Origin of the sequence: Bacillus sp. B28, assembly GCF_029536185.1 — a bacterium.
GTDB lineage: Bacteria > Bacillota > Bacilli > Bacillales > Bacillaceae > Bacillus > Bacillus halotolerans.
In genome coordinates, this window is sequence record NZ_CP120511.1 from 452,991 (window position 1) to 469,821 (window position 16,831).

18 protein-coding genes are annotated in these 16,831 nt (G+C 47.0%); 15 read left to right on the forward strand and 3 right to left on the reverse strand.

The window, feature by feature from the left end:
* The first annotated feature begins 1 nt into the window (after position 1).
* Together P3L57_RS02310 and P3L57_RS02315 are read left to right on the forward strand one after the other, a co-directional pair.
* The gene (locus tag P3L57_RS02310; RefSeq protein ID WP_044161844.1) at positions 2-1,123 is read left to right on the forward strand and encodes a mannitol-1-phosphate 5-dehydrogenase; all 1,122 of its coding nucleotides are present in this window, start codon (positions 2-4) and stop codon (positions 1,121-1,123) included.
* A gap of 88 nt (positions 1,124-1,211) precedes the next feature.
* Entirely contained in the window at positions 1,212-2,276 is a 1,065-nt protein-coding gene (locus P3L57_RS02315) for a tartrate dehydrogenase (RefSeq protein WP_082687806.1), read from the forward strand.
* Here P3L57_RS02315 and P3L57_RS02320 read toward each other — a convergent pair.
* Positions 2,262-2,870 (reverse strand): dienelactone hydrolase family protein, encoded by a 609-nt coding sequence (locus P3L57_RS02320; RefSeq protein WP_059291948.1) that lies wholly within the window; start codon positions 2,868-2,870, stop codon positions 2,262-2,264. The genes P3L57_RS02315 and P3L57_RS02320 overlap by 15 nt on opposite strands.
* Before the next feature lie 85 nt (positions 2,871-2,955).
* Here P3L57_RS02320 and P3L57_RS02325 point away from each other — a divergent pair, with 85 nt between their 5' ends.
* A complete protein-coding gene (locus P3L57_RS02325; protein WP_069487506.1) occupies positions 2,956-3,348 on the forward strand; it encodes a 3-hydroxyacyl-ACP dehydratase FabZ family protein in 393 nt (130 codons plus the stop codon).
* A gap of 35 nt (positions 3,349-3,383) precedes the next feature.
* Here the strand turns inward: P3L57_RS02325 and P3L57_RS02330 are convergent, their stop codons facing one another.
* Positions 3,384-3,548: a hypothetical protein gene (locus P3L57_RS02330; protein ID WP_024120240.1), complete on the reverse strand. Its 165-nt coding sequence runs from the start codon at positions 3,546-3,548 to the stop codon at positions 3,384-3,386.
* Positions 3,549-3,679: 131 nt separating this feature from the next.
* Between P3L57_RS02330 and P3L57_RS02335 the strand changes: the two genes are divergently transcribed.
* From P3L57_RS02335 to P3L57_RS02375, 9 genes are all read left to right on the forward strand, one after another.
* Positions 3,680-4,429 (forward strand): Cof-type HAD-IIB family hydrolase, encoded by a 750-nt coding sequence (locus tag P3L57_RS02335; protein ID WP_024120241.1) that lies wholly within the window; start codon positions 3,680-3,682, stop codon positions 4,427-4,429.
* A gap of 204 nt (positions 4,430-4,633) precedes the next feature.
* Positions 4,634-5,401: a 5-oxoprolinase subunit PpxA gene (gene pxpA, locus P3L57_RS02340; RefSeq protein ID WP_069487507.1), complete on the forward strand. Its 768-nt coding sequence runs from the start codon at positions 4,634-4,636 to the stop codon at positions 5,399-5,401.
* An 18-nt stretch (positions 5,402-5,419) separates the two neighbouring features.
* The gene (locus P3L57_RS02345; protein ID WP_069487508.1) at positions 5,420-6,634 is read left to right on the forward strand and encodes an NRAMP family divalent metal transporter; all 1,215 of its coding nucleotides are present in this window, start codon (positions 5,420-5,422) and stop codon (positions 6,632-6,634) included.
* 5 nt (positions 6,635-6,639) lie between these two features.
* On the forward strand, positions 6,640-7,431 hold the full coding sequence (locus P3L57_RS02350) for a putative hydro-lyase (RefSeq protein WP_059291944.1): 792 nt from the start codon (positions 6,640-6,642) through the stop codon (positions 7,429-7,431).
* A gap of 44 nt (positions 7,432-7,475) precedes the next feature.
* A complete protein-coding gene (pxpB, locus tag P3L57_RS02355; RefSeq protein WP_069487509.1) occupies positions 7,476-8,198 on the forward strand; it encodes a 5-oxoprolinase subunit PxpB in 723 nt (240 codons plus the stop codon).
* Positions 8,199-8,200: 2 nt separating this feature from the next.
* Positions 8,201-9,208, forward strand: a complete 1,008-nt coding sequence (locus tag P3L57_RS02360) for a 5-oxoprolinase subunit C family protein (protein ID WP_083244563.1) — start codon at positions 8,201-8,203, stop codon at positions 9,206-9,208.
* Positions 9,209-9,224: 16 nt separating this feature from the next.
* Positions 9,225-9,977, forward strand: a complete 753-nt coding sequence (locus P3L57_RS02365) for an IclR family transcriptional regulator (protein ID WP_059334505.1) — start codon at positions 9,225-9,227, stop codon at positions 9,975-9,977.
* Between the two features lie 63 nt (positions 9,978-10,040).
* Entirely contained in the window at positions 10,041-10,682 is a 642-nt protein-coding gene (gene lipC, locus P3L57_RS02370; protein ID WP_059334506.1) for a spore germination lipase LipC, read from the forward strand.
* A 172-nt stretch (positions 10,683-10,854) separates the two neighbouring features.
* The gene (locus P3L57_RS02375; protein ID WP_010333057.1) at positions 10,855-11,100 is read left to right on the forward strand and encodes a YczI family protein; all 246 of its coding nucleotides are present in this window, start codon (positions 10,855-10,857) and stop codon (positions 11,098-11,100) included.
* 2 nt (positions 11,101-11,102) lie between these two features.
* Here P3L57_RS02375 and P3L57_RS02380 read toward each other — a convergent pair whose 3' ends face one another.
* Positions 11,103-11,393: an antibiotic biosynthesis monooxygenase family protein gene (locus P3L57_RS02380; protein WP_024120249.1), complete on the reverse strand. Its 291-nt coding sequence runs from the start codon at positions 11,391-11,393 to the stop codon at positions 11,103-11,105.
* Between the two features lie 150 nt (positions 11,394-11,543).
* Here P3L57_RS02380 and P3L57_RS02385 point away from each other — a divergent pair, with 150 nt between their 5' ends.
* The 3 genes from P3L57_RS02385 to P3L57_RS02395 all read left to right on the forward strand — a co-directional run bounded on the left by P3L57_RS02385 (position 11,544) and on the right by P3L57_RS02395 (position 16,825).
* Positions 11,544-13,550 (forward strand): penicillin-binding transpeptidase domain-containing protein, encoded by a 2,007-nt coding sequence (locus tag P3L57_RS02385; RefSeq protein ID WP_069487511.1) that lies wholly within the window; start codon positions 11,544-11,546, stop codon positions 13,548-13,550.
* Positions 13,551-13,647: 97 nt separating this feature from the next.
* A complete protein-coding gene (locus P3L57_RS02390) occupies positions 13,648-14,550 on the forward strand; it encodes an aldo/keto reductase (protein ID WP_044161818.1) in 903 nt (300 codons plus the stop codon).
* A gap of 190 nt (positions 14,551-14,740) precedes the next feature.
* Entirely contained in the window at positions 14,741-16,825 is a 2,085-nt protein-coding gene (locus tag P3L57_RS02395; RefSeq protein WP_069487512.1) for a BglG family transcription antiterminator, read from the forward strand.
* The last annotated feature ends 6 nt before the right edge of the window (positions 16,826-16,831 follow it).

Below are 16,831 nucleotides of genomic sequence, written 5' to 3' on the forward strand. Positions count from 1 at the left end.
CATGATTGCCTTACATTTCGGCGCGGGAAATATCGGGAGGGGCTTTATCGGTGCGCTGCTTCACCACTCCGGCTATGAAGTGGTGTTTGCGGATGTAAATGACACGATGGTCGGCCTCCTTAATGAAAAACGGGCATACACTGTTGAACTCGCAGAAGAAGGGCGTTCATCAGAGGTGATCGGCCCGGTCAGCGCCATCAACAGCGGCAGCCAGCCGGAGGAGCTGTATCGGCTGATCAATGAGGCGGCGCTCATCACGACGGCTGTCGGCCCGAATGTATTGAAGCTGATTGCCCCGTCTATCGCAGAAGGCTTAAGACGAAGAAGCTCTGCCGACACAATGAATATCATTGCCTGTGAAAATATGATTGGCGGAAGCAGCTTCTTAAAAAAAGAAGTATACAGCCACTTAACAGAGGCGGAGCAGGAGGCTGTCGGCAACACTGTCGGATTCCCGAATTCCGCGGTTGACCGGATCGTGCCGATTCAGCATCATGAAGATCCGCTCAAAGTGTCGGTTGAGCCGTTCTTTGAATGGGTCATCGACGAATCAGGCTTTATAGGGGAAACACCGGCAATAAAAGGGGCGCTGTTTGTTGATGATTTAACGCCGTACATCGAACGAAAGCTGTTTACCGTTAATACCGGCCATGCTGTAACGGCCTATGTCGGCTATCAGCGCGGATTAAAAACGATAAAAGAAGCGATCGATCATCCGGAAATCCGCCGTGTTGTTCACTCGGCGCTGCTTGAAACCGGTGATTATCTCATTAAAACGTATGGATTTAAGCAATCAGAACACGAGCAATATATTAAAAAGATCATCGGCCGCTTTGAAAATGAATTCATCACCGACGATGTGACCCGTGTGGCGAGATCGCCGCTCAGAAAGCTTGGAGAAAATGACAGGCTTGTAGGTCCGGCGAAGAAAATCAAAGAGCCGAATGCGCTGGCAGAAGGCATTGCTGCGGCACTGCGATTCGACTTTGCCGGTGATCCGGAAGCGGTCGAGCTGCAAGCGCTGATCGCGGAAAAAGGATACAGCGGAGTGCTTCACGAGGTGTGCGGTATTCCGTCTCATGAACCGCTGCATGCCATCGTTTTAAAGAAATTGAATCAATAACCGGACCCGTGACTATACGTCACGGGCTTTTTTTACCATCTCGCAATCTAGTATAATAGAAAACGCTTACGATAACAGGGGGAGGAGAATGACGATGAAACAATTCGAGATTGCGGCAATACCGGGAGACGGAGTAGGAAAAGAGGTTGTAGCCGCTGCTGAGAAAGTGCTTCACACAGCAGCTGAGGTTCACGGAGGTTTGTCATTCTCATTTACGTCATTTCCATGGAGCTGTGACTATTATATGGAGCACGGCGAAATGATGCCTGAGAACGGAATACATACGCTCACTCAATTTGAAGCGGTTTTCTTGGGAGCGGTCGGAAATCCGAAACTGGTTCCCGACCATATTTCCTTATGGGGTCTGCTGCTGAAGATCAGGAGAGAGCTTGAGCTTTCCATTAATATGAGACCAGCCAAACAAATGGCCGGCATCACGTCGCCTCTGCGGCATCCGAACGATTTTGATCTAGTGGTGATTCGCGAGAACAGTGAAGGTGAATACAGTGAAGTCGGCGGACGCATTCACAGGGGTGACGATGAAATCGCCATCCAGAATGCCGTGTTTACGAGAAAAGCGACAGAACGTGTCATGCGTTTTGCCTTCGAATTGGCGAAAAAACGGCGCGGTCATGTGACAAGCGCAACAAAGTCCAACGGCATTTATCACGCGATGCCGTTTTGGGATGAAGTCTTTCAGCAGACTGCGGCTGATTACAGCGGAATCGAAACGTCATCCCAGCATATTGATGCGTTGGCCGCTTTTTTTGTGACGCGTCCGGAAACGTTTGATGTCATTGTGGCAAGCAACCTGTTCGGTGATATTTTAACCGACATCAGCTCAAGCCTGATGGGAAGCATTGGCATTGCGCCGTCTGCGAACATTAACCCGTCCGGCAAGTACCCATCCATGTTCGAACCGGTTCATGGCTCAGCTCCGGATATTGCCGGCAAAGGCCTTGCCAACCCAATCGGCCAGATTTGGACAGCGAAGCTGATGCTTGACCATTTCGGAGAGGAAGAACTGGGGGCAAAGATCCTCAATGTGATGGAACGAGTCACGGCTGACGGCATTAAAACACGCGACATTGGCGGACAAAGCACGACGGAAGAGGTCACTGACGAAATTTGTGTGCGTTTAAGAAAACTTTGATAGAACAGAGCGGGGCAGACTTTCTGCCTCGTTTTTTATGATGGAAAGCGTTTTGAAGAAGATTGCCCTGTCAAAATAAACCGAATCAGGATTGGCAAAGCCGTGAAGAGCATCAAATTGATAAATCTCCAAATCGTGATGCTGTTTTTCCCGCAGTTTTTTGACGAGAAGAGCAACATCAAACGACGGTTCATATGAAGGGAAAAACAATAGAACCGGGCAGGAAGGAATGTGATCAAGGCAATCGCGTATCCGGGAACCGTAATAACATACAGCTCCGCTCACCTCAGGCATACTGCTGCATTTCCATGCGATCGTTGCTCCTGCGCTGAACCCGATCACAAAAATGCGTCGTCCCGCGTTTTGCCTAATCAAGTTTTGAATGATGATTTCTCCTGTTTTCAGCCGTTCAAGTTTTGTAAACTGTTCGTATGCGGTTTTTTCCTCTTGCGGTCTGTAAACTTCACCATCACCGAGCAGGTTAGGTGTCATCACATCATATCCAGCCATTTTGATCAGGCGGGCGATTTTTTTCATATGGCTGTTTACACCGTATATTTCGTGTGCGAGAATGACGAGCGGTTTTTGGGGCATAACGGTCTCCTTTTGTGTTTTTTCCATTATATCCTATCGTTCAGCTTTAGGCTGATATATAATGGTCAAAAAAAGGAGAAATAGAATGAACTTATTATCTTTGCCTCACCGCTACCCATTTTTATTAATTGACGGCGTGACGGAAAGCGAGCCCGGCAAGCATGCAGCTGCTTATAAGCTGGTCAGTGAGAACGACTGGTTTATCACTGACACGCAAACAGAAATGCCTTTTTCACTTGTGATTGAAGCGCTTGCGCAAACCGCAGCTTTTACAGGGATTACAGATGAGAACAGCTTGGGCTTATTGTCATCCGTGAAGAAAGCGGAAAAGCTGGGCGCGGCCATACCCGGTGACCGGCTTGATCTTACGTTTGAAGTCACGCGCAACCGGCGCGGGTTTGTGTTTGGACATGCCAAGGCGTCAGTGGGCGGGCAGCCTATTGCTGAAGCTGAAATCGGCATCTATATTGAAAAATGAAAAAAACCCTTCACTACGATTTGTGAGGGGTTCTATTATTTCGTATCGTAATCCCGTTCGCTTTGTGAGTCATCTCGTTGCTGCCGCTTTTGTTTTTCATCATTCATGTTTTCCTTCAGCTCTTCATTCGGTATCGGATCGGTCAAGTCATTATGTTCGGGGTTTTCATTAGGGCGGTTCTGCTGTTTTCTCTCTTTCATATTTTTATCACCTCACCATTTGTTTTCCTCTAATGTCTCCACTTGAAACATGTAAATGGCTGTTTTGTTCCGCTGGGTATAATGTATTAGAATAGAACCAGAACAACTAAAAGATAAAGAGAGGTACATATATGTCTGTTCAAAGAGAAGATGTGAATATCAAGCTGATTGCTATTGATATGGACGGAACACTGCTGAATGACGAGCAGCTGATTTCAGACGAAAACCGCAACGCGATTCGTGAGGCGGAGGATAAAGGCGTCTACGTGGTCATCAGTACGGGCCGGACGCTGATGACGTGCCGGGAGCTGGCTGAGTCGCTGAAGCTGTCGTCTTTTTTAATCACGGCTAACGGAAGTGAAATCTGGGATTCGAATTTTAATTTAGTGGAACGCAAGCTGCTCCACACGGATCACATCAAAATGATGTGGGATTTGCGGAATAAGCACAACACTAATTTCTGGGCTTCAACTGTTAACAAAGTGTGGAGAGGCGAGTTCCCGGAAAACATCACTGATCATGAATGGCTTAAATTCGGATTTGACATAGAAGATGACGACATCCGAAACGAAGTGCTGGCGGAGCTCAGAAAAAATAAAGAGCTTGAAATCACAAACTCAAGCCCGACAAACATCGAGGTCAACGCGCTCGGCATCAACAAAGCCGCAGCCCTTGCGAAGGTTTCTGAAAAACTCGGCTTTACGATGGAAAATGTTATGGCGATGGGCGACAGCCTGAATGATATCGCGATGATCAAAGAAGCCGGGCTGGGCGTAGCGATGGGCAATGCCCAAGACGTCGTGAAGGAAACGGCTGATTGGATCACTGATACAAATATAGAAGATGGCGTCGCTAAAGCGATACGCCATTGGGTACTATAAGAAAAGAGTCCTGAGATAAGGACTCTTTTCTTTTTTATCAGGGAGATTTTCTTCTAGGACCATGGTAGGTTTTCTAACAAAGTTATTTCACAAACTGATATGATTGAATATAATGAAATAAAGTTCAAAAATTCGGAATAGTTGTTCCGAATTTCGGAACAATAAAATACATAAAGCAATCGTTTGCTTGGCAGGAGGGATTCTGTGTTTCAAGTTGATTTAAATTGTGATTTAGGGGAAAGCTTCGGAGCCTATACGATAGGTCTTGATCAAGATATTTTAGAGTTTGTCACTTCAGCGAATGTCGCATGCGGATTTCATGCAGGGGATCCAAGTGTCATGCGGAAAACAGTTGCCCTTGCTGCTGAAAAAGGCGTGAAAATCGGCGCTCACCCGGGACTCCCGGATTTGCTCGGCTTCGGCCGCCGAAATATAGCGATTTCTCCAGAGGAAGCATATGATCTTGTGGTTTATCAAATTGGCGCCTTGTCAGGGTTTTTAAAAGCGGAAGGACTTCACATGCAGCACGTCAAGCCGCACGGCGCTTTGTACAATATGGCCGCAGTCGATCAGAAGCTATCGGACGCCATTGCAAAAGCTGTCTGCAAGGTAGATCCAGGACTGATTCTTTTCGGCCTTGCTGAGAGCGAGCTTGTAAAAGCGGGAGAACGGATCGGGCTTCAAACAGCAAGTGAAGTGTTCGCCGACAGAACATACCAAGCGGACGGCACACTGACACCGCGTTCTCAGCCTGATGCGCTGATTGAAAGCGACGACGCCGCTGTCAGCCAGGTGATCAAAATGGTAAAAGAGGGAGCGGTCAAATCCCAGCAAGGACATGATGTGTCCTTAAAAGCAGATACGGTTTGCATTCACGGAGACGGTGCCCATGCGCTGACGTTTGCGCAAAAAATACGAAAAGAGCTTAAAGCGGCCGGAATCGAAGTGACCGCTATTTCAGCGCAGGAGTAATCAGAAGGAGGAAAATAGATGGAGCAGCAGAAAAAAACAGCAGGAAAAAAAACGGGCAGCTGGTCGTTGCTGATGGGGGCCGCCTTTTTAATGGCGACATCAGCAATCGGCCCGGGATTCCTGACACAAACCGCAACATTCACAAACACACTCGCAGCAAGCTTCGGTTTTGTTATTTTCATTTCTATTATTTTGGATATCTTTGCTCAAACCAACGTATGGCGCATCATTGCGGTCTCAGGAAAAAGGGGCCAGGAGATTGCGAATATGGTGCTTCCCGGACTGGGATATTTTATCGCCATTCTCGTCGTGCTTGGCGGACTTGCCTTTAATATCGGGAATATCGGAGGGGCTGGGCTCGGACTTCAAGTCTTGTTCGGTATTACACCAGAAACAGGCGCCTTAATCAGCGCCGTCATCGCCATTCTGATTTTTGTCATCAAGGAAGCAGGAAAAGCGATGGACCGTTTTACGCAAATCGCGGGTTTTGTCATGATTATTTTAACTGTCTTTGTTGCGGTCACCACAGCGCCGCCGGTCGGACAGGCTGTGGCTAACACGTTTGTCCCTGAACATATCAGTATATTTGCAATTGTCACATTAGTCGGCGGAACCGTCGGGGGATATATCACATTTGCCGGCGGACATCGTTTGCTTGATGCAGGGATTAAAGGCAAGGAATCCATCCCCCAGGTGACAAAAAGCTCAGTTATCGGCATTTTAATTACATCTATCATGCGGATCGCCCTTTTCTTAGCTGTGCTCGGCGTTGTTTCAAAAGGCCTGCACATTGACGAAAGCAACCCGGCGGCCTCTGTGTTCCAGCTGGCAGCGGGAAATGTCGGTTATAAAATCTTCGGATTGATCATGTGGTCAGCGGCCATTACGTCTGTTATCGGGGCCGCTTATACATCTGTTTCGTTTTTTAAAACCTTTTCTCCAAAAACTGAAAAGAATTCACGCGGCATTATTATCGGATTTATTGTCGTTTCTACATTAGCCTTCGTCACCATCGGCCAGCCGGCGAAAATTCTCGTGCTTGTCGGATCTCTGAACGGTTTGATTCTGCCGATTGCGCTTGGAACGCTGCTTATTGCCGCGCATAAGAAAAACATTGTCGGTGATTATAAGCATCCGCTTTGGCTGACAGGCTCAGGTGCACTGGTTGTCATCGTCATGGCGATTATGGGCGTCTACACGTTATTTACACAACTTCCTCAATTGTGGGGCTGATAAGAGTGGATCATTTGAACAAGATGGCGCCAAGAGATGTGCGGGCCTTTATACGAGAGGGGAAAATAAACGGGCCGACCGCCGGAATGTCCGGCGGCTATGCTCAAGCGAACCTTGTGATTTTGAAAAAAGCTTTGGCATTTGACTTTCTGCTGTTTTGCCAGCGGAATCCAAAACCCTGTCCGGTGCTGGATGTGACGGAATCCGGTTCGCCTGTGGCGTCGCTTGCAGCGCCGGATGCGGATATCAGAACAGATTTTCCAAAATACCGTGTATACAGGCACGGTGTTTTGACAGATGAGGTATCTGATATTACGCCATACTGGGAGGACGATTTTGTCGGCTTTCTGATCGGATGCAGTTTCTCTTTTGAACAAGCGCTGATCAATAATGGAATACCCGTCAGACATATCGAAGAGGGGACGAACGTTCCGATGTACAAAACGAATATAGATTGTGTTCCGGCGGGGCCGTTTCATGGACAGATGGTTGTCAGTATGAGACCGGTTCCTGAACGGCTCGCTGTACGCGCCGCACAGGTGACATCGCGTTTTCCGGCTGTGCACGGAGGACCGATTCATATCGGCAATCCAAAAGCGATCGGCATACAGGATTTGAGCAATCCAGATTTCGGAGATGCCGTTTTTGTTCGTGAAGGCGAGGTTCCTCTATTTTGGGCATGCGGGGTAACTCCGCAAGCTGTGGCTATGAATGTAAAACCTGAAATGGTCATCACACATGCGCCGGGGCATATGCTCATCACAGATATTCGAGACGAGTCGCTTGCGGTGCTGTAACCTCTCGTCCTCCAGATGAACGAGAAATAAACGAGGTGAGAAAGATGACTGAACGATTACAAATCGAACAGCTCGGTGATTCTGCAATGATGATCCGATTTGGAGAAGAAATAAGCGAGCAAGTAAACGGTCTTGTCCATGCCGCTGCCGCTTATATAGAAGAACAGCCGTTTCCGGGATTCATTGAATGTATCCCGGCTTTTACGAGTCTTACCGTATTTTATGATATGTATGAAGTGTATAAGCATTTGCCTCAAGGCATCAGCTCGCCTTTTGAGAAGGTGAAACGCGATGTTCATGAGCGGCTCGGAGAATTAACGGCTGATTATGAAAGCAGCCGCCGCGTCGTTGAAATTCCCGTCTGCTATGGCGGTGAATTCGGGCCTGATTTAGAAGAGGTGGCGAAGATCAATCATCTGACACCCGAAGAGGTCATTGAGATTCATACAGGCGGTGAATATGCGGTGTATATGCTGGGCTTTGCACCGGGGTTTCCTTTCTTAGGCGGGATGTCCAAACGCATTGCAGCTCCAAGGAAATCATCGCCAAGACCATCGATTCCCGCCGGTTCAGTCGGAATTGCGGGACTGCAAACAGGCGTTTATCCGATTTCGACACCGGGCGGCTGGCAGCTGATCGGAAAAACGCCGCTGGCTCTATTCCGGCCGCAGGAAAACCCGCCAACGTTATTAAGAGCAGGAGATATTGTTACATTCGTCCGCATCTCAGAGGATGACTATCACGCCTATAAGGAGGAGTCCAATTGAGCATGAAAGTGTTAAAGCCCGGACTGCTCACAACGGTTCAGGATATAGGCAGAACGGGGTATCAAAAATACGGCGTGCTGGCAAGCGGCGCCATGGACACGGTGTCGCTTCGAATTGCCAATCTGCTGATCGGTAACAGCGAAAAAGAAGCCGGCCTTGAAATTACGCTGATGGGTCCCGGCCCGTCGCTTTATGTGTCAGAACCAATGCTGATTGCCGTAACAGGAGCGGACTTTACCCTGCGTGTGAATGATGAGGAAGCGCCTCTTTGGAAACCTGTGCTCGTTAAGGGAAACAGCACGGTCACCTTCGGCCCCTGCAAACTAGGCAGCCGCGCTTATATAGCGACAGCCGGCGGCTTCAATGTACCTGCTGTGATGGGAAGCAAAAGCACGTATGTCAGAGCGGGCATCGGCGGATTTCGCGGAAGAGCGCTTCAGAAGGAAGATGAACTGCCGATCGGAGAGATGTCATCTCTTTCGAAAACCATCGTCTCCCGCTTGAGCCAGCACCTTGGTCAGCGAGGGTTTGCGGTGCCGAATTGGTCAGTCAGCCGATACAGATTTCTGCCGTTAAAAAAGAATCCGGTGATCCGAGTGCTGGAAGGAAAACAATTCTCTTTTTTCACAGAAGAATCGAAAACGCGGTTTTATGAAGAAACGTACCGTGTCACTCCGCAGTCCGATCGTATGGGCTACAGGCTCAAAGGAGAACCGCTTGAATTGAAGGCGCCGCTTGAGATGGTGTCAGAGGCGGTTACATTTGGAACAGTTCAGGTGCCGCCTGACGGCAATCCGATTATCCTGCTTGCAGACCGGCAGACGACGGGAGGCTATCCGAGGATCGCTCACATCATTTCAGCTGATCTTCCGATTGCCTCGCAAATTATGCCGGGTGAGCACGTCCAATTTGAGCCTGTATCCCTTCAAGAAGCGGAAGCGCTTTTCATTGAACGGGAAGCGCATCTAAAAGAACTGAAAACAAGAATGAAAATGGAATGGCTGACATAACAAAGGGGGTGGAATGATGCAGAATAAAAACAAAACCGTAGTGAAATCTATGGCGCTGCTCAATTTGTTTTTGCATGAACCAAGCCTTACTTTAAGCGAACTCGTTTCCCTGTCAGGAATGCCGAAAACCTCTGTTCACCGAATGGTCAGCTCACTGGAAGAAATGGGATTCCTCAATCGAGACCCATACGGCGTTTATACGCTTGGCCTGGTGTTTTTGGAATTCGGACAGCTTGTCGCGGACAGACTCGATATCAGAAAAATAGCCAAGCCTGTGATGGAAGAGCTTTGCCGTGAAGTAGATGAAGCCGTTCATTTGATCATGAGGGACGGAAATGAAGCGATCTACGTGGAGAAGATTGAAGGGACACAGACCGTTCGCCTGTACACTGCAATCGGCCGGCGTTCTCCTCTGTATGCCGGGGCATGTGCCCGGAGTATTTTATCTTTTCTGCCCCGTGAAGAAATTGAAGCGTACATCAAACAGACAGAGCTCATTCCGATCGGTTCAGGGACCATTACAGAACCGTCAAAGCTTCTTGAGGCGATTGAGACCTCGGTGCAAAATGGCTATACCGTCAGCTATTCAGAACTCGAAAACTATACGGCCGCTATTGGCGCGCCGATTTTTAACCATCATCACCAGGTGGCGGCCGGCATCAGTATTGCAGGGTTTGAAGCGAGATTTACAGAAGACAGGCTGCCGTACTTAACGGAAAAGGTAAAACAAGCCGCTTTACAGATTTCCAGAAAAATAGGGTATCCATAAGTAGCCGATCTTTTCTCTGCTGCGTACATTAACGTATCGACGTTCATGAGTGGAGGAAAAATCATGGTGCTTCAGTATACAGCGCTCGGAGATTCTTTAACGACGGGGAGAGGATCAGGGCTGTTTTCTGCAGGATTTGTCCAGCGCTTCAGAGACATGATGGAAGCCGATCTGAAATCAAAAACAGCCGTATCGGTTTTCGCCAAATCCGGCCTTGATACAGAGGAAATCCTCGGGCTCCTGTCATATCCCTATGTGCAAAAACAAATTCAAGCCGCTGATATGATTACGATCACAGGGTGCGGAAATGATCTCATTGAATCTGTATTATCCTATCAATCTTCTCAGGATGAAACGATTTTCAGACGTGCGTCCGCGCATTGTCATGAGAATTTTGAAAAGATGATTGCCCAAATCGCCAACATCAAAGGGGCAGATCCATCACCTTACGCCATCCGTGTTTTTAATTTATACAACCCGTTTCCCAGCATTGGCATTGCTGATCAATGGATTACTTCATTTAATTCGCATTTGAAAACGCTGGCATCAGCGCCTCATGTGAAAATCGCTGACGTTTACAGTGTCTTTAAAGGGAAAGAGCAGGAATACCTGTCTTTCGACGGTGTCCATCCGAATAGCAATGGCTATCAGGCAATGGCCGAAGTGCTCCAAGGAATAGGTTATCGTGAATTATCAGTTTCATAGAAAACGCGCCTGATCACTGGCGCGTTTTTTTATATGAATTCAAATATTAAAAGAAACTTAAATTTCCCCGTCTCATGTTCTATATACAAAAAAAGTGCGCTAGAATAATGGAGGGCAAAGGCAAATATAGGCATAACGCTCAATATTTCGTATATAAGGAAGGATGGTCCTTTTGTTTCGCATTTTTAAAATGTCTTTTGCGGTTATCATTATCATACTGGCGCTTATCGCTTTTAACTATACGGAACACACCTCTGTTATCCAATCGGTCATGCTCGTTTTTCTGGGAGCTGTCATGTTTATTCAGGGGCTTGAAGAACGCAAAAAAGAAAACGACAGCTCAGGAGCATTTAACATCTATACTGCCGTTTTCGTTTGGTCTGTTTCTCTCATCGGTTTTACGCTTTATATGATATAAATCTATGATACATCCAGAAAATGCTCAACCGTCGGGAACGGCGTATAGAACCGATGCAGCAAGGCTTTCCACTCTTTGTACTCGGAAGACCCGCGAAAGCCTTCAGTGTGGTCCTCAAGCGTTTCCCACTCTACGAGCAGCAGGTACTTATGTGTTTCTTCCATACATTTTGATAAAGAATGTGTGATATAGCCCTTCATTCCGGCAATGATCGGCGCCGCCAGCCGGAACGCGTCCTCAAATTCTTGTTCAAGCCCCTCTTTAATATGAAGCATAGCTGCTTCTCTGACCATGCGATCCCTTCTTTCCTCTTTTCAAATAGTTTACAGGAAACGAAAGGAGATTTCTTCAAAATCGATGAACCTTTTCCTTCATTTTCAAAAAAATCTTGCGCGTACTAATTCATTTAAGAGAAAATAACAAGTGGAAGGCAGGGGAAAGTCATGTGTAAAAAGTGTATTCTACTATTATTTCTATGTATCGGGCTGATCGGATTAATCGGATGCTCCAAAACAGATTCACCAGAGGACCGAATGGAAGCATTCGTAAAACAGTGGAACGATCAGCAATTCGATGACATGTATCAAAGCCTGACCAAAGATGTAAAAAAAGAAATCTCCAAAAAGGATTTCGTCAGCAGATATAAAACCATCTATGAGCAGGCAGGCGTGAAAAATCTGAAAGTCACTGCGGGAAAAGTGGACGAGGATGATAAAGACAATAAAACGATGAAGCACATCCCATACAAAGTCAGCATGGACACAAATGCGGGCAAAGTCAGCTTTAAAAATACCGCTGTGCTGAAAAAAGAAAAAACAGATGACGAGGAGTCATGGAATATAGATTGGGACCCATCGTTTATTTTCAAGCAGCTGGCTGATGACAAAACCGTTCAAATCGCCAGCATTGAACCGAAACGCGGCCAAATCTACGATAAAAACGGGAAAGGCTTAGCCGTCAACACAGATGTTCCAGAAATCGGAATTATTCCCGGAGAACTTGGCGATAAAAAAGAGAAAGTCATAAAAGAGCTCGCGAAAAAACTGGATGTAACTGAAGATGACATCAACCAGAAGCTGAAACAAAGCTGGGTCAAAGATGATTCATTCGTGCCGGTCAAAAAAGTAAAACCGGACGAAGAAAAGTTAGTGTCTGAAGTGACGTCATTAAAAGGCGTCACAAGAACAAATGTCAGCTCACGCTATTATCCGTATGGCGAAAAAACAGCCCATCTGACAGGCTACGTTCGCGCGATTACGGCGGAAGAACTGAAGAAAAAGAAAGACGGAACATACAGCGATACGTCAAACATCGGAATCGCAGGTCTTGAAAATGTGTATGAAGACAAGCTCAGAGGCACGACAGGATGGAAAATCTACGTTCCGCAAACCGGCGAAGTCATCGCTGAAACGAAAGCGAAAGACGGTGAGGATTTACATCTCACAATTGATATCAAAACGCAAACAAAGCTTTATGACGAACTGAGGGATGACAGCGGGGCGGCAGTCGCACTGCAGCCGCAGACAGGTGAAACACTGGCTCTTGTCAGCGCGCCTTCTTATGATCCAAACGGATTTATCTTCGGATGGAGCGATAAAGAATGGAAAAAACTAAACGAAGACAAAAACAACCCGTTTTCTGCGAAATTCAACAAAACATATGCACCAGGATCTACGATTAAACCGATCGCTGCTGCTATCGGCCTGAAAAACGGCACGCTTAAAGCCGCAGAGAAGAAAACAATCAAAGGGAAACAGTGGCAGAAAGATTCAAGCTGGGGCGGCTATTCTGTTACACGAGTGTCTGACAGCTTAGAGCAAGTGGATTTAGAACATGCCCTGATCACCTCAGACAATATTTACTTTGCGCAAAACGCGCTTGATATGGGAGCGGACACCTTTACAAAAGGCATGAAAACATTTGGATTTGCAGAGGATATTCCATTTGAATTCCCAGTCCAGCAATCGTCAATCGCAAACGACAAGCTTGACTCAGACATTTTGCTTGCGGATACAGGCTACGGACAGGGACAAATGCAAATGTCTCCGCTTCACTTAGCGGCAGCTTACACGCCATTTGTCGATAATGGAGACCTCGTGAAACCGACGCTTATCAAGAAAGACTCACAAACCGCTGATGTCTGGCACAAACAAGTGCTCACGAAAGAAGGAGCCGCTGATATTACAAAAGGATTGAAAGGCGTAGTCGAAGATGAGCGCGGGTCAGCGTATCAGCCTGTCGTAAAAGGAATTACTGTGGCTGGAAAAACGGGAACAGCCGAGCTGAAAAAATCAAAGGATGATAAAGACGGCACCGAAAATGGCTGGTTCGTCGGCTATGACTATAAAAACAAAGACCTGCTTGTCGCGATGATGATTCAAAATGTTCAAGATCACGGCGGCAGCCACTACGTAGTCGAAAAAGCAAAAAAGCAATTTCAATCGAAATAAAACCTTTTTAACGGGAGTGAAAGGGAAAAGGGCGTCTGAGGCCGAATGATCTAGTAAGGGGCAAAAACCCGGTTTATAAAGAAAAGAGGGATTTTGCATGCAGCGTATTCATTTGGCGGAGGATCTTCAATTTTCAAGAGTGATACACGGGCTTTGGCGTCTGAATGAATGGAACTATTCAGACGCTGAGCTGCTCAGTCTCATTGAGTGGTGTGTCGATCAAGGCATCACCACCTTTGATCATGCGGATATTTACGGGGGCTACACGTGCGAAAAAGGGTTTGGAAATGCTCTTGCCCTTTCACCCGGATTAAGGGAAAATATAGAGCTGGTCACAAAATGCGGCATCGTTCTTGAATCACCTGAACGCCCTGCCCACAGATCGCACCATTATAATACAAGCAAAACACACATTCTCGCGTCTGTTGAACAGTCGCTTTTGAATCTCAGAACGGATTATATCGATGTGCTGCTGATTCACAGACCGGACCCGCTCATGGACCCGGAAGGAGTGGCTGAGGCGTTTCATGCGCTGAAAAGCTCCGGCAAAGTCAGATATTTCGGTGTGTCGAACTTTAAAGGCCATCAATATCGGATGCTGGAATCGTATCTGCCTGAAAAGCTTGTCACCAATCAGATTGAGCTTTCCGCATATGAATTAGAAAATATTCAGGACGGCACATTGAACCTGTGTCAGGAAAAACGGATTTCTCCGATGGCCTGGTCGCCGCTTGCAGGCGGTAAAGTATTTGCCGGAAACACGGAAAAAGATCGGCGCATTCGCACGGCGCTTGAAACTGTTCAGGCTGAAATCGGTGCCGCCTCATTGGACGAGGTGATGTACGCATGGCTGTTCACGCATCCGGCCGGCATCATGCCGATTGTCGGAAGCGGAAAACGAGAGCGTATTTCCGCCGCGGTAAACGCCTTGGCGTATAAGCTTGATCAGGATCAGTGGTTCCGTATTTATACAGCCGTACAAGGCCGCGATATACCATAAAGAAAAAGCATCAGCATAACGGCTGATGCTTTTTCAATATTGTCACACCGCTTAGTGCCAAATTCCCATTTATAAGTGATTGAATCCTGTTTGAAAGCGTTTTATATTAATAAAGAAAACCTCTTTTTTTCCTCTTCCTATATCTCCATGCGACTTCATCCGCACATCACGAATGTCTGGAGGCCTTTTTATGTATATGACTGCAAGAGAACAAAAGCTTTTAAAGCATTTATTATTACTGAACCGGTATGTAACCGTAACGGAGCTGGCTGAGCTGATGGAAGTGAGCACCAGAACCATTCACAGGGAGCTGAAATCAATCAAGCCGCTGATGGAGACTATGGGGCTCAAGCTCGATAAACAGCCCGGCAAAGGTTTGAAGGCGGTAGGAAATCCCGAAGATAAACAAAAGCTGCTCACCGAGCTGTCACATGAACAGCATGAATACAGCGCCGATGAACGAAAACTGCTGATACTCTGTTCGCTATTGGAGTCCCAAGAACCAGTGAAACTGTACACGCTCGCTCATGATCTGCAAGTCACCAATGCTACGGTCAGCTACGATTTAGATGAGCTGGAGAAATGGATTTCTCCGTTCGGGTTGACACTGATCCGAAAAAGAGGCTTTGGCATCCAGCTGATGGGGCCGGAGAACGCGAAACGAAAAATTGTCGGCAATCTGATTGTGAACCGCCTCGACATCCAAATGTTTTTGGAAGCGGTTGAATTAAACATTAAAGGAAAAGCCGATTCCTCCGAGAAGATGTTCGGGGTTGTCAGCAAAGGCGAGCTGTTAAAAATGGAGCGGATTTTATTCCAGCTGAAAGAAAAAATCGCATTTTCTCTATCTGACAGCTCCTATATAGCGCTTGTCGTTCATCTGACGTTTGCGATCGAACGCATTAAACTGGGCGAAACGATCAGCATGGAAGAGAGCGAGCTTGATGAACTCAAGAGTGCAAAAGAATACAGCTCCGCTCTGGAAATAGCGGGCGAACTTGAACGTGCTTTCGGCGTGACGATCCCGGAAGCGGAGGTAGGCTATATTACGATCCACCTGCGAAGCGCCAACCGCAAATACAAAACAGAATACAGAGCGCAGGAAATAGAGCTTGAAACAGCCTTGCAAACAAAACGGCTGATCGCTTTTATTTCAGAAAAAATCAGAATGGATCTGACGAAAAACTACTCTTTATATGAAGGATTGATTGCCCATTTGGAGCCGGCCATCAGCCGCATGAAAGAAAACATCGACATCTATAATCCAATGAAGGAACAGATCAAGCGCGATTATTTTCTGCTGTATATGGCGATAGAAGAGGGCGTAGAAAAATTCTTCCCGGACATGTCCTTTTCTGATGATGAAATCGCCTTTATCGTTCTTCACTTCGGTTCAGCGCTTGAAATCAAAAAAGAAGAAGCAAAAGTGAAAGCGCTTGTTGTCTGCTCAAGCGGAATCGGTTCTTCGAAAATGCTTGCTTCGAGATTGAAGAAAGAGCTGCCTGAAATTGAATCGTTTGATATGTTATCACTGATCGAGCTGAAGGACCGCGACACTCATGCCTATGATATGATTGTGTCCACTGTGCCGATCCCTTATCAAAACATCGATTATATTATGGTCAGCCCGCTTTTAAATGAGGAAGACGCAAACCAGGTGAAGCAGTATATCAAGCGGAAAATCCCGCTCATTCTTGAGAAAAAAAGAAGCCCGAAGGAAGAGACGCGGCAAGCCGACATCCCTGACATGCTGACAGCGGCGGAGAGCGTGGGGCGATACATGGCGGTGATTCAAGACGTCTTGCGCCACTTTTCACTCACTAAAATGAAAACAAAGCCGGATCACGGCATGCTGCTGTTTGAGCTTTTTCAACAGCTGAAAAAGGATGGCCTCATCCGAGATCCGAAAAAAGCGGCGGATTGCCTTGCAGAACGCGAAAAACAAGGGGGATTGGGCATACCGGGTACAAACATGGCGCTGTATCATCTCAAAAATGATCATATCGTCCTGCCTTTTTTCAAAATGTATGACCTCAGCACATCTTTTGAAGTCAATGGCATGGACGGAAATACCCTCGATATGACAAGAATTCTCGTCATGATGGCGCCGGCCGCATTATCAGCTGAAGGATCAGAGATTTTGAGTGCGATCAGCTCTGCCATTATTGAAAGCGGAGAAAGCATGGCGGGCTTTCAGGAGGAAGGGGAACGAGAACTGTATCAGCGATTAAACCGCATCTTTTTCACATGGATGAAAGAAAAAAACATCCCGTAATCACCC

What these genes read in the sequence shown, in the direction of transcription:
- P3L57_RS02310 (WP_044161844.1), top strand. Translation starts at nt 2, where the DNA reads ATGATTGCCTTACATTTCGGCGCGGGAAATATCGGGAGGGGCTTTATC.
- P3L57_RS02315 (WP_082687806.1), top strand. Translation starts at nt 1,212, where the DNA reads ATGACGATGAAACAATTCGAGATTGCGGCAATACCGGGAGACGGAGTA.
- P3L57_RS02320 (WP_059291948.1), bottom strand. Translation starts at nt 2,870, where the DNA reads ATGCCCCAAAAACCGCTCGTCATTCTCGCACACGAAATATACGGTGTA.
- P3L57_RS02325 (WP_069487506.1), top strand. Translation starts at nt 2,956, where the DNA reads ATGAACTTATTATCTTTGCCTCACCGCTACCCATTTTTATTAATTGAC.
- P3L57_RS02330 (WP_024120240.1), bottom strand. Translation starts at nt 3,548, where the DNA reads ATGAAAGAGAGAAAACAGCAGAACCGCCCTAATGAAAACCCCGAACAT.
- P3L57_RS02335 (WP_024120241.1), top strand. Translation starts at nt 3,680, where the DNA reads ATGTCTGTTCAAAGAGAAGATGTGAATATCAAGCTGATTGCTATTGAT.
- P3L57_RS02345 (WP_069487508.1), top strand. Translation starts at nt 5,420, where the DNA reads ATGGAGCAGCAGAAAAAAACAGCAGGAAAAAAAACGGGCAGCTGGTCG.
- pxpB (WP_069487509.1), top strand. Translation starts at nt 7,476, where the DNA reads ATGACTGAACGATTACAAATCGAACAGCTCGGTGATTCTGCAATGATG.
- P3L57_RS02360 (WP_083244563.1), top strand. Translation starts at nt 8,201, where the DNA reads ATGAAAGTGTTAAAGCCCGGACTGCTCACAACGGTTCAGGATATAGGC.
- P3L57_RS02365 (WP_059334505.1), top strand. Translation starts at nt 9,225, where the DNA reads ATGCAGAATAAAAACAAAACCGTAGTGAAATCTATGGCGCTGCTCAAT.
- lipC (WP_059334506.1), top strand. Translation starts at nt 10,041, where the DNA reads ATGGTGCTTCAGTATACAGCGCTCGGAGATTCTTTAACGACGGGGAGA.
- P3L57_RS02380 (WP_024120249.1), bottom strand. Translation starts at nt 11,393, where the DNA reads ATGGTCAGAGAAGCAGCTATGCTTCATATTAAAGAGGGGCTTGAACAA.
- P3L57_RS02385 (WP_069487511.1), top strand. Translation starts at nt 11,544, where the DNA reads ATGTGTAAAAAGTGTATTCTACTATTATTTCTATGTATCGGGCTGATC.
- P3L57_RS02390 (WP_044161818.1), top strand. Translation starts at nt 13,648, where the DNA reads ATGCAGCGTATTCATTTGGCGGAGGATCTTCAATTTTCAAGAGTGATA.
- P3L57_RS02395 (WP_069487512.1), top strand. Translation starts at nt 14,741, where the DNA reads ATGTATATGACTGCAAGAGAACAAAAGCTTTTAAAGCATTTATTATTA.